We start from the raw sequence: 11,967 nt of genomic DNA, 5'->3' as shown, positions 1-11,967 counted from the left end.
TGACACAGTCCTCCGATTCTACTTCTTTTCATCAGTGTAATCTGTGTCTACTATTCAGTCTAGCAGCAGTATATTGAGTTTCCACCTACCAACATAAAGCAAATAGAAACTAACTTAATTGGAATTAAATAGTACCATTCAGGCACACCCGTTCCATAATATGAAATTATTAGACCGATCAAATATGTCGTCGCTAAATACGTGTACCTTTTTCTAGTGGGTAATCCTCCTTTATTTGACGTCCTGAGAAGTGATGAACATATTTGATGTAGAGGTTGCTACATCAATTGTACCTGAAATAATCAGTCCAGTGTTAACTTCAATCGTTTTGTAAGCCTGTCCGTTACTGGTGAAATAAGTTATTGTCATTTTAGAGATATTACCTTCTGCAACGCTATAGCCTACAGTTCAAGCTTATTGCTGTACGCACACGATTTTGAAGAAGTTTGGTATACGATTAACGAGGATTAAGTTCTTTTGGAGTGCGCCGCCCGATTCATTCGGCATGGGGTAGGGGAATAATCAAAAAGAAAAACCACATGGAGTTGTTATACTCGCATGTGGCAAACTTCATTCTTAAATATTGTCAATTTATTTTTCATTAAATGGCACAGGTATTAATGATTGCTTATCCTTTTTCCACCACATCGAATTTGAGCCGTAATAAATTTCATTAGCCCATTCTTCAGGAAGCATGTGAAATAGCAAGCTTTCATCTTCGAAACTACACCCAGACCATTTTCGGTTCACTCGACCTATAGCTTCTTGTTTTGAAATACTAAACAATCTTTCCATTTCCTCAACAATCATATCACAATATTGTTCGCTTTTACTTGACAGTTTAAATAAAAACTTATCAGTCATAGTCAACGTCCACCTCCTATTGTGAGTCCGCCCGAATTGAATACATTCCAAAATACCCTAAGAAAATCTCATTTGCTAAATTTGTATTTTTTATAGCTACTTGATGTCCCTTAGCCTTATAATCTCTAGGATATGCTTTACTAAATGGATTGGCAAGATAAGGTCCTTCCACATAATCATAATGCTCAAGGAGGCTCGAAAAACCATTTCTATTATTGAATACGTAATCTCGCCAGCCTTTCGTATTTCCATTAAAGCTCTTTCCAGAATAATTATCAAATACATCATCATCCACTTGAAATATAAGTATCTCTCCAGAACCTTCAAAGCGAGATTTTATCCAATCTTGTGCCTGAGTCATATCATTTGTAACGTAAAAACCTTCTCCAAAATCTAAGTTACTTCTTCCTGCAAAAATATCAATACCATTTTCCAGTATATTCTCGGCATGTTCAGTGCTTGTGGCATGATATAACGTTATTTGCTCTTTTTTCTTTTTATTTCGAGCTTCAGAAATTGTAATAGGAACTGGAATAGTAAAGTCTTTAACTTCATCGTTCTGCTGTGTTATAGCAATAGTTCCACCTGCAACAATTGTTCCTGCTACTATTCCACGAATACCTTGTATTAATCTTGGAAGAACAGCCCAATTCCCACTCGGATCAACATACTTCAGCGGATTAATCTATTTTTAACGAGGTAATAACCTCTGTTGTTTACGAAATTAGACCGACGAATCGATAATAAATATCAATGCGCTGTACGCGCTTGCCGCCCACCTTCTCGGCATCATACACAACAACCTTGTCAATCAGTTCATTTAAGATCGGTTTCGTTAATTCCTTCATATCGGAGTACCCGCGTACCAGTTCCAAAAAACGGGTCGTGTTTTCCTGCCTGCTCTCAGCCTGGTTAAGCTGATCATCCAGCAGCTTGAGCCGCTCCTTCAGTTGAGCTTGCTCTGCTGTAAAATCTCGCGATAACGCCGTATACTGCTCGTCCGTGATTTTCCCTAAAGCATTGTCCTCATAAAGCTTCCGCTGAATGGTTTGCAACTCGCTTTCCCGGCTGTTCAGCCTGACGCGCTCTTTCATGGCGGCTCGCCATTGCTTTTTCTGCTGGTTCTGGCTCTGCACGGCAAGCTTCTCCACAAAGATGCTTTCCTTCCCCCTTGCCGTCTGCGCATGTCGCCGGATGTCAGCCAATATAATCTCGTAGATGTCCACATAACTGATGTAATGGAAGCTACAATATGCTTTGCCGCGCGTTCGCGACTGATTGCAGGCGAAGCTTCCGCGACCGTCCTTGCCGCCGCTCGTTTTGCTGCTTCCGCCGCGAGCAAAGGACAAGCCTTGGCCACAGGTCGAGCATTTCAGCAATCCCGCAAAAATTTGATGCTCGCCCTCTTTGGTCGGGCGCTTCTTCACCCGAATGACCTTCTGTGCCAGAACAAAGGTCTCTTCGTCAATCAGCGGCTCATGCGTATCCCGAACCTCAATCCATTCGTCCTGAGGTACGGCGACCACCCGCTTTTTCTTGAAGGAGGGCTTGGTTGCCTTGTGGCTCACCATGTGCCCCAGATGCGCCTTATTTTGGAGAATAGTCTTGACGGTCGTTGCTCCCCAATCATACGGATGCCGGGTATTGACGACTTTCAGGTAACGCTGATGCTGCTCCGCCAGGTAGGCGCGCGGCGTTAAAACCCGATCTTCCTTGAGCAATCTACCGATTTTATAAGGGCTATAGCCCTCCACCGCCAATCGGAAAATGTGTTGCACAACCGAAGCCGTATTTTCATCGGGAACCAGCTTATGCTTGTTCTGCTCGTCCTTGCGGTAGCCGTACGGGGCAAAGGCTCCCGTGTAATCGCCGTTTAATGCCCGCTGGCGATAGCCGCTCTTGACCTTCCGACTCGTATCGCGGACGAACCATTCATTGAACAGATTCCGTAGCTCCATGAAATCGTCTTCGCCCTTGGCGGTGTCGATGTTCTCGCTGACGGCAATAAAGCGTACCTGATGCTCCGGGAAAAACACCTGAATGCACAGGCTTGTTTCAATCTGGTTGCGGCCCAAACGGCTCAAATCCTTGACCAGCACAATATCAATGCGGCCGCTTTCAATATCTCGCTTCATTCGCTGGAAGTCGGGGCGATCAAAATTGGTGCCGCTCCAGCCATCGTCCGTATACACCTCAACCACTTCAAAGCCCTGCTCCTTCGCGTAACACCGGAGCAAAATCCGTTGATTTTCGATACTCATGCTCTCGCCACTCTGTTCATCGTCCCGACTCAAACGACAGTAGATCGCGGTCCGGGTTTGCTGTTGTTTTTTCATACTCCGTCCTTTCCCAGCAACAAATCGGCTGATTTCAGTATACCGGATTTTGGAAGGTTGAGGTAGGGTGTCCCGTGTCTGAGAAAGAAAAGGGAATCGCGAGGATTCCCTTCCGGCTTCATCGGCTCCTGAACGCTTCATCCTCCCACGTTCGCAAAACAAGCCGTTCGATTTTATCACCGAGCGTTTCATTACCGATAAAGTGACATTTCACGATATACAAGCTTTTCCCCAACTGCATCTCGTGTATCGGATCGCGGCCGCGGTCTGCCGGAGTCGATGGCAAAGGAAGCTTCTTTTCGTTCATCCGTGTCTCTCCCTTCCGTAAATCCCCCAAACACAGATCACCGCGTGCGTTCAACGTGAGGCTTGTTGGCGGGTGTCAGTTGGCGAGCATATTCCGGATAGCGCAGCCGTATTGCTTCAAAAAAGTAGGGAGCAGCTTCGCAATCAAACAGCTCATACGGAGTTGAATACCGTTCCTCACCCGTCTGGCTCCAGCCGTTCCAGAGATTAAACGCCAAACGACAGATACGTAGAGAACCTCCGGTTTGAAAGGAAGCAGACAGGCCTTCCGGTTTGATGCCGCCATCGGAAAAATCGAACAAATCCTGAATATGGGCGCGGGTGTCCTTCGACAGTCCCAGCGTGTAAAACAAGGCACGATGGTAGCTGTCGGTACAACGACGTTCGGCTAACATTCGGTAGTAAAAAGCTTCATGTCGGTCGTCACGAAAGACGGGAGACTTCATGTTCTCGCTCTCCTCTCCAAAATAAAACGGTTAGTCGGAGGGCTTCTTTAAATACAGCCCTCTACTAACCGTTTCATTTTCGCGCCTAAATCGGACACCTCTGTGCGGATTACCTTAAAAAAAGCAGGGATCTCAGCTTTGCGTGAGCCGCGCTCCCGTTTTGACCGCTTGATACACATTCAACAGACGATCGAGTTCCCTGGATTTTTCAAGCATCGTCGGGCTTGGAAGACTGTCATGCAAGGCTTGCTCATTCAGTTCCCGACGAATGCTTTCGATACGCGCCAGCAGCTCTTCGACTCCTTTCACCATGATGTCCCCCTTCGCCGACCACATCGTTCTGGCTCGCCCCGAGATGAGTAAAGGCGTGTATAGAAAATTCTAGTGTATAACACACTGAAAGTAAATAGCGGATTATCCACTGAACTATACTCATCCTGAGGTGAGTGCTTGTGGTCTACGAACGAATACGAAACATGCGTGAGGATAAGGATTTATCACAGGAGCAGCTATGCGCACATCTGAATTGCAAACAGCGGACGTACAGCGATTACGAACGGGGAAAGCTCGATATTCCGACAGCGCTTTTAATCGCATTAGCCGACTTCCATCAAACCAGTGTCGATTATTTACTTGGCCGTACCGATCAAAAAGCGCCTTACCCGCCCCGCGCGAAGAAACGCTCTTGACTCCAGCCAGCCTTTCCTATTGTTCTCGGCAGGTGTTCCTAGGACAACTTAGGACTCTGTCCTAAGTTGCAGCAAGCACTGAATTTGGTCTCCCAAATTCGCTTGTTGAGGGCTGCGCCCCCAAGCCCCCGGCGATTTGCGATGTGACGCTATCGAACCTTACCGTACGGATTAAGTATGTGGATGGTTTTGAAACTGAGTCAAAAAGCGATGAGTGATTGAATCGATGAGTCGCGGCTAGCGAGAGGGGTATTAGGGGCTTGGCCCCTAACAAGTGAAGTTGGCGGCCAGCCAAATTCAGTGCTTGCTGCAACGTTACACGTTGCCAGAAGGCACCTGTCGGGAAAAAGAAAGAGGGAAGCGTCAAGCGACGAGGCTTTCGATTGTCATCCGGAGCATATGAGGCGACGTGTAGTTCCATCTCCAAATATAACCGTCATGATATCGCTACATTCATTATAATGACACGCCCGCAGCTTCATTCGGAACCAACTCCTCATGCTTGCTCATGACTTCAATAATCATGTTGGCGCCGAGTCTGAATCCATGAACAAAGGCAGCTTCAACATGCAAGCTGTTCACGCTCACACATAGATCAGAATACTTCTCAAGCTCACGAAACATCTCGGCGCTGAGTTCTTTTCTCCATTTTTCAGTCATAGCGCCAAGTTGTCGGCTTAACAGCCGATATTCAGGATGAATCGGCACAATGATCTCCTCGGGATGAAGTTGTCCGCGGTACAGGGCTTCTAGAATCGATTTCATAGTCATCCTCCCATCATTGTCATCGCATTGCTTGAATGAGATGCCTGCACATGGTAGGATATTTATGCAGTCTGCTCATCTAGCGATTGCGGGCAAGGAAGTAGCGGTGTTCTTCGCGGGACTCACGCTGCTTCCTTCTTTATTTTTGGAGCTCGTCATACACCATCTCAATCCCTTTGCGAATAACATCGGAACGGGTTGTTTGGAGCTTTTCGGTGCAAGCATCAAGCTTGCTCAAAATCTCTTGATCGGCCCGTACTCGAATCAATTCGCTTTTGGGCTTGTCAGATGGAGGACGCCCCATCTTCTTGGACGACATCGCTTCACCTCGCTTTTTGTGTCCACAATAAATATATATTTGTAGCAACAAAAAGTCAATCCAAACAGGCACAAACAATATCTTTTGTGACCTACTACTAGATTGACGTGGAAGATTCCTTACAGGAGTTATGGTCAAATGGAGGATATTGGGGTTATTTGACGAATTAAATCTTTATTTAAATTATACATGGAGACAAAGCATCTATTGAATGTCAATTATTAATATTCTCTCAATCAGATAACGTCCTAGAGCGGAGGTATCTAGTATGCCATATGAATTAGGTGGAAGAGCAGATAAAAGTGGCAATAGATTTGAAATTAGATGGACAATATATCAGATTCTTGATGTATTGGACGAAAGGCTGGATTATATTACGCTGGAAGCTCTTGGAGATGACGAGCGGGGTGTTGATATTTGGGCTGGCCAAAAGAATGGAATCAGAGAAGCTCAGCAATGTAAAGGACGAAATTCGAGTAAGGAGTATTGGGATTACGGCACAGCTAATGCAAAAGGCATTTTTGCAAATTGGAAGTTTCAATTAGAAAGAAACGAGTCAAACACAGTTTCATTAGTATCCCCATTAGCCTTCACACTATTAGAAGATTTAATTACAAGAGCAAAGAATACAAGTACCTTACCTCAAGATTTTTATAATAATCAAGTACTCAGCGCTAGTAAAGAACTAAAAGATTTCTTTAGCAATTTTTGCAAAGCAATGGATTTAAAACCCGAAGAAGATGCTGATCTATTAAAATGTATTTCTCTTTTGAAGAAGATATCATATCGCCAAATTCCAGATAGCGAATTAAAAAAATTGATCTTATCAAAAATCAACTATCTGTTGCTTGGGAATGAAGAAGACATATACGAGACATTGGTGACTTGGGTTATAGACGGGGATATCTTAGGGAAACAAATTACTCAATCCGTCATCTATCATTTATTTAGTGAGAAAGAGATTAAACTAAAGAATCTTGCATCGGATCAACGAATTATTCCTAGATTGGAAGAGTTGAATCGTGAATATAGATCTGTATTTAAACCAGTAAATAATGAACTGATTAATAGAAATGAATTTTCAGAAAGTAGACAGGTAATAAGTTTAGGAGAGTCACTGATAATACACGGAAAGGCCGGAAGAGGAAAAAGTGGTTGTACAGAGGATATTATTAACTATTGTCGAGAAAATGCTATACCGTATACAGCTATAAAATTAGATAAACGTATTCCAAGTGGAAATGCCCAGAAATGGGGTGAAGATTTAGGGCTGCCCTCTTCTCTAGTTCATTGTATCCACAGTGTGTCTAAGACCGAAAATGCTGTAATTATATTGGATCAATTAGATGCATTACGCTGGACTCAAGCACACTCAAGGGAAGCCTTATTGGTATGTACTCAAATAATAGATCAAGTAGAAAGAGTGAATTTAGAAAGAGAAAATAAGATTTCAGTGGTTTTTGTATGTAGAACGTACGACTTAGAAAATGATAATAATATTAAATCCTTGTTTAAAAATGATGATAAACAAAGATCAGTTTTGAAGTGGAATAATGTTCAAATCAATGAGTTGAATGATGAGACAGTTAGAATTGTTATTGGAAACCGATATGAAAGCTTGACAGGAAAATTAAAGGAAATATTGAGAATTCCGAGTAATCTATATATATGGAAGCATTTAGACAGCAATAGAGAATACAATGAATGTTCGACTGCCAATCATCTAGTTTCTGAATGGTGGAGGCAATTAGAAAGAAAATGTTTTGAATTCGGACTAAGTGAGGGAGATCTGAATGGAACTAAGGAGAAAATTATAAGTTATTTTGATAAGTTAGGTCGAATATCTATTCCATTAAATTTATTAAGTGTCAATAGATCAAGCCTAGATTTTTTATCTTCAAATGGATTCCTTGTAATACAGGGAAATAGGATCTCATTTGCTCACCAATCGATATTAGACTGCTTTCTGGCCGAAATGATGCTGAAACAGTACTATGAGACCGAAAATATCCTAGAAGTTATTGGGATTAAGGAAAAGCAAACACCTGGAAGAAGATACCAAATCCAAATGCTGTTACAGAACTTAATTGAATTCGACAGCTTGGATTTTCTTAACGCAGGTCAAAAGATGTTGACATCTGAGCAGATCCGATATTGTGTGAAGTTTGTGTTTTTTGAATTATTAAATCAGTTGGAAGATTTGGACGAGAATATTCAGAACTATATTATTAATAGTTGTGAAGACGAAGTTCATGGTCCTCATATCATTAATAATGTAATATATTCCAAACCACAGTACATTAAATTACTTAGGAAACGCGGTATTCTAGATAAATGGTTTGAAAGTACTGAGAAGAAAGATCTCGTATTTAATTTGATGATTAGCAATTCATCTAATTATGATATAGAAGATGTTTATTTTATAGAAAAGTATGCATTTCAATCTCAAGAAGATGATACTCGTTTTTCTCAATGTTTTTTACATGATATCAATCAGGATATCGATGAGATGTTTGAATTACGAATGAGATTTTATCGTCAATATCCAAAAATGGCGGAAAATTATCTAGATTTTAAAGCAATGATAAAAAAATGTGAAATGCGAACAATACGAGTGTTTGCATTTCTTTTGGAAAACAAACTGAACCGACATGCCCAATCTTTATATAGATATGAAGAAGAATTTTTGGTAGAAGATTCGGAATTTTTAATTGAAAAAGGTATAGAAGTTTTAAACTTATTATTACCTTATATTCCGATTTTAGATGATGAAAATTCATTTTTTAGTGATTGGTCTGGAAGATACTTTCACAGAAGAGGTCTCGAAAGGGCATGCATTCAAATCTTAAAAAAAGCCAGTGCAGCAGTAATTTCTTCAAACCCAGAAGCATTTTGGAATCGGTATAAAGAATACATGGGAATAGGGCATGATTTATATAACGAGATTATATTAGATGCAATGTCTAAGTTGCCAACTTCCTTTAGTAACGCTGTTGTCGAATATTTATGTAATGATTTTGACAAAAACATATTTGAAAGAACAAGTGGTAATGGCGATGAATTGTTACTCGCCAAACAAGTTTTAGCAAGACACTCCGTACACTGTGACTCGGCTAGTTTTAGTGTGCTAGAAAAAATGGTTATAGGTTACGTATCGCCAAGAGCTAAAGTACGATATCAACGTAGAATTGAGTTTAACCGTGAAGATAATGGTTACATAGTTTATTGGAGCTTTTGGGGGGATTTACAAAACGAAATTCTAGAAGTGTTGCCATATAATCGACTTAGTGAAAAAGCCAAAGGTTTAGTTCATGTGTTAAGGCGTAAATTCTCAAACGAAACCACTTTATATAAGTATTCTCATGGACACGGTGGATCTGTAAGTTCCCCTGTTGCAGGGAAAAAGCTCAGTAATAAAAAATGGATAGATATATTGACTAATGATAAGCTTAGAAAAAAACATGCTTCCCGTTGGAAAGAAGTCTCTGGAGGATTTGTAGAGAGTTCGATTGAATCATTTTCAAGCTCTTTTAGTAATGCCGTATCCGAAGAACCTGAAAGAATGATACAGCTTATGCTTTCATGTAATAATACGATCTTGGATATCTACATTGATTCATTATTTAGCGGAGTAGCTTATAGTAAAACATTAATGAATGTTCCATTGAATATGCTGGAAGAAATGATTTTGAAGTTCTCATTCGATTTCGCTTCTTATAGGGCAAGTTCTATATGTACGATTATTGAAAACAGCGGTAGGTCGGAGTGGTCACAGGAGATATTGAATTTTCTTAAGGACATTGCGATTTACCACATAAATCCTGAAATTGGAAAACCGAATGTGACAAATAATGAAGATAAAGAAATGCGCAGTTTTGATATGTTACAAAGCAATTCGTTGAATTGCGTAAGAGGCAGAGCGTCCCGAGCAATAGCTCAATTATTATGGAAAGAAAGCGATCTTTTTATAGAGTTTAAAAAAACAATTGAACAGTTAGTAATGGATGAAAATCCTGCGGTAAGACTGGCAAGTTTATTTGCATTATGGCCTTCATATAATATTGATAGAGATTGGGCGTCTGAAAAGATTCTTTATCTCTATGAACAAGATTTTCGACTAGCCGGATTTCATGATACAAAAAATATGTTTTTTTTAATGTACCCTCAGTATCGTCAACGCATATTAAAAATTATTATACAATGCTACAATTCTGAAGATGAAGAATTGATAAAATGTGGAGCACATTGCTTGTCAGAAATGTTCTTTCTTAAAAATGAATTTGTAAATGAAATGACAAATGTAGATACTATGAGCAAATTACAAGCTGAACAGATTTTATATATGGTCATATTGTACTTTAACAAAGAAGAGTACAACGCATTAGCTAAAAATATCATACTTAAATTTAAAACAAGCACACTGGATTTAGAAATGCCGGTTTCAAGATTATTTTATGATAATCGAATTAATTTAGAGCGAGATAAGGATTTTTTGATAGAAATAATGAGTTCGAATTTGAGTCGTAGAACACTGCATGCATTTGTGCATTACCTAGAAGAAGAAGCAAAGTCGGTAGTTGAATACAAAGATATAATACTATCAATGAGCCGTCATTTAATCCAGAATGACACTAAGAACTACGAGGGTGCGTGGGGGATACATGACGAAATATCAAAACTGGTGATTGGTCTATACGATGAGACTTCTGGAGATACTAGGCCAGAGTTAAAGCACATAGCACAAGAATGCCTGGACATTTGGGATTTAATGTTTGAAAAGCAGATCGGACCAGTTAGAAGACTAAGCCATGAAATGATGAAAAGATAGCAATAGATTTTCTGTTTTAAGCGACATGTGGCGATAATAGGTTGCGCGGCAACGAAGCCACCTCTCCAAGGATATTTGAAAAGGCCTCCTCCTTATTTGTTCGGAAGATGGCCTTTTCATGCCGATTTGCTACTGATCCCCATAATCTCAAATTCACCTCGTAAAAAACAGAACACCGGATTATTATGCACATACGTATACAAATTAAGCGTCAGCGGATTATTCAGTTCCCCCTCATACGTATCCTAGTTTATAAAGCGTCACTTTTGTATAAACAAAGGGCGAAGTTGTCTGGAAATCTCTACCCATATATTGTATCATCCGGCATCCTGATTGGATACTTCTGGAATAATATATACCGCCTTGGTCTTCATCAAATAGTAGATAACATTCACTAGCTTTCGCATGATGCAAACAATGGCCTGCTGCTTCGTCTTCCCTGCCTTCAGCTTCTCTTCATAATAATGATGAAAATACGGATTACGAGGCTCTTTCTTCGTTCGACTTACAGCCAATTGTCGGATTGCCAACGCTTTAATAATGGCGTGCAGCTCTCGATTCCCTTGCTTACTCTTATAATTGCGCGATTTGTTCCCCGAACCGACTTTAATAGGTGCGATTCCGGCGAATCGAGCCAGTTTGTCTGAATTGACAAAGCGGTGTATGTCTCCAATCTCCGCCACAAGTTCCGCTGAGGTGACCAGATCAATACCTGTCATCGTCTCCAGTTGAAATCCTAATTGACTCATCAAGTCCTGAATCTCAGCCTCTATACGTGACAGATTGCGCTCTGAGCACCTTATATCTCTGACTAGGCTTCGTACGATAAAATCGCGTTTGTCCTGAAAATCACGCAGCGTACTACCATCTGTTTGTATAAGCTCTTTAATTTGCACGGCCTTTTTGGTCGATAATCCATTATTGCTAAGTGCTCGCAAGAACTGAGCCAAATTTTCTACAGAGACATGCTCTAAATGATTTGGTGAAGGATAACGCCACCAAAATCCCAATGCCGTTTTCCCATCCACTTGAGAGAAAAACTTCTTATAACTTGGATAATGATAACCAAGTTGTTGATGAAGCTTCTTCACCACTCCCGTCAAGTTTCTAGCAACCCAGCGCCGCTGATTGACCAATTGACTAATCGCCCAGTACAAATCAATAGGCTTCGCATCAGGCAGATTCGGCAGCTCGTCTCTTAATACCTTCGCTACGCATTCCGCGTCCCAAGCATCGGACTTCTCAACGGTGACATGGCTTTTGCGCCTTGCGTTAGCCAGCTTCGCGTTAACTTCCTTTACTTTATACCCACCTTCAAACAGGTAGACTGCCAGCGCTCGTCCGTAGCCACCTACGTCTTCAAGACCATAAACTGCTTGCATACCTTTCTTCAAATGCTTTTTCACTACTTTTA

Annotated in this window: 11 protein-coding genes; 2 read left to right on the top strand and 9 right to left on the bottom strand. The window is 41.0% G+C overall.

The features are described 5' to 3' along the window. Positions 1 to 591: 591 nt before the first annotated feature. From M6D81_RS31040 to M6D81_RS31015, 6 genes are all read right to left on the bottom strand, one after another. Positions 592 to 864, bottom strand: a complete 273-nt coding sequence (locus tag M6D81_RS31040; protein ID WP_262681484.1) for a hypothetical protein — start codon at positions 862 to 864, stop codon at positions 592 to 594. 16 nt (positions 865 to 880) lie between these two features. Further along, positions 881 to 1,345, bottom strand: a complete 465-nt coding sequence (locus tag M6D81_RS31035) for a DUF3990 domain-containing protein (RefSeq protein WP_410795808.1) — start codon at positions 1,343 to 1,345, stop codon at positions 881 to 883. A 235-nt stretch (positions 1,346 to 1,580) separates the two neighbouring features. Beyond that, positions 1,581 to 3,200, bottom strand: a complete 1,620-nt coding sequence (locus M6D81_RS31030) for a recombinase family protein (protein ID WP_262681482.1) — start codon at positions 3,198 to 3,200, stop codon at positions 1,581 to 1,583. A 118-nt stretch (positions 3,201 to 3,318) separates the two neighbouring features. Beyond that, positions 3,319 to 3,507, bottom strand: a complete 189-nt coding sequence (locus tag M6D81_RS31025) for a hypothetical protein (protein WP_262681480.1) — start codon at positions 3,505 to 3,507, stop codon at positions 3,319 to 3,321. A gap of 37 nt (positions 3,508 to 3,544) precedes the next feature. Beyond that, complete coding sequence (locus M6D81_RS31020; RefSeq protein WP_262681478.1) at positions 3,545 to 3,952, bottom strand: DUF6075 family protein; 408 nt, start codon at positions 3,950 to 3,952, stop codon at positions 3,545 to 3,547. A 132-nt stretch (positions 3,953 to 4,084) separates the two neighbouring features. Next, complete coding sequence (locus tag M6D81_RS31015) at positions 4,085 to 4,264, bottom strand: aspartyl-phosphate phosphatase Spo0E family protein (RefSeq protein WP_262681476.1); 180 nt, start codon at positions 4,262 to 4,264, stop codon at positions 4,085 to 4,087. A 164-nt stretch (positions 4,265 to 4,428) separates the two neighbouring features. Between M6D81_RS31015 and M6D81_RS31010 the strand changes: the two genes are divergently transcribed. After that, positions 4,429 to 4,641, top strand: coding sequence for a helix-turn-helix domain-containing protein (locus M6D81_RS31010; RefSeq protein WP_262681474.1), 213 nt, complete (start codon positions 4,429 to 4,431; stop codon positions 4,639 to 4,641). Positions 4,642 to 5,097: 456 nt separating this feature from the next. Here the strand turns inward: M6D81_RS31010 and M6D81_RS31005 are convergent, their stop codons facing one another. Both M6D81_RS31005 and M6D81_RS31000 read right to left on the bottom strand, forming a co-directional pair. Next, positions 5,098 to 5,406, bottom strand: coding sequence for a DUF6809 family protein (locus M6D81_RS31005; protein WP_262681472.1), 309 nt, complete (start codon positions 5,404 to 5,406; stop codon positions 5,098 to 5,100). Positions 5,407 to 5,545: 139 nt separating this feature from the next. Next, positions 5,546 to 5,725: a CopG family transcriptional regulator gene (locus M6D81_RS31000; protein WP_262681471.1), complete on the bottom strand. Its 180-nt coding sequence runs from the start codon at positions 5,723 to 5,725 to the stop codon at positions 5,546 to 5,548. A gap of 268 nt (positions 5,726 to 5,993) precedes the next feature. Between M6D81_RS31000 and M6D81_RS30995 the strand changes: the two genes are divergently transcribed. After that, positions 5,994 to 10,553 (top strand): hypothetical protein, encoded by a 4,560-nt coding sequence (locus tag M6D81_RS30995; protein WP_262681470.1) that lies wholly within the window; start codon positions 5,994 to 5,996, stop codon positions 10,551 to 10,553. Positions 10,554 to 10,870: 317 nt separating this feature from the next. Here the strand turns inward: M6D81_RS30995 and M6D81_RS30990 are convergent. Beyond that, positions 10,871 to 11,967, bottom strand: a 1,097-nt coding sequence (locus M6D81_RS30990; protein WP_262681468.1) for an IS110 family RNA-guided transposase, incomplete at its 5' end; no start/stop codon positions are given.

This window comes from Paenibacillus sp. J5C2022 (genome assembly GCF_025567625.1).
In the GTDB taxonomy this organism is placed as follows: domain Bacteria; phylum Bacillota; class Bacilli; order Paenibacillales; family Paenibacillaceae; genus Pristimantibacillus.
Note: the sequence above shows the minus strand (reverse complement) of the source record. Positions and strands in the feature narration are given on the sequence as shown.

Bases quoted from the DNA above. Each gene is read 5' to 3' on its own strand.
- M6D81_RS31015 (WP_262681476.1), bottom strand. From the start codon at position 4,264: ATGGTGAAAGGAGTCGAAGAGCTGCTGGCGCGTATCGAAAGCATTCGT.
- M6D81_RS30995 (WP_262681470.1), top strand. From the start codon at position 5,994: ATGCCATATGAATTAGGTGGAAGAGCAGATAAAAGTGGCAATAGATTT.
- M6D81_RS31040 (WP_262681484.1), bottom strand. From the start codon at position 864: ATGACTGATAAGTTTTTATTTAAACTGTCAAGTAAAAGCGAACAATAT.
- M6D81_RS31000 (WP_262681471.1), bottom strand. From the start codon at position 5,725: ATGTCGTCCAAGAAGATGGGGCGTCCTCCATCTGACAAGCCCAAAAGC.
- M6D81_RS31030 (WP_262681482.1), bottom strand. From the start codon at position 3,200: ATGAAAAAACAACAGCAAACCCGGACCGCGATCTACTGTCGTTTGAGT.
- M6D81_RS31005 (WP_262681472.1), bottom strand. From the start codon at position 5,406: ATGAAATCGATTCTAGAAGCCCTGTACCGCGGACAACTTCATCCCGAG.
- M6D81_RS31010 (WP_262681474.1), top strand. From the start codon at position 4,429: ATGCGTGAGGATAAGGATTTATCACAGGAGCAGCTATGCGCACATCTG.
- M6D81_RS31020 (WP_262681478.1), bottom strand. From the start codon at position 3,952: ATGAAGTCTCCCGTCTTTCGTGACGACCGACATGAAGCTTTTTACTAC.
- M6D81_RS31025 (WP_262681480.1), bottom strand. From the start codon at position 3,507: ATGAACGAAAAGAAGCTTCCTTTGCCATCGACTCCGGCAGACCGCGGC.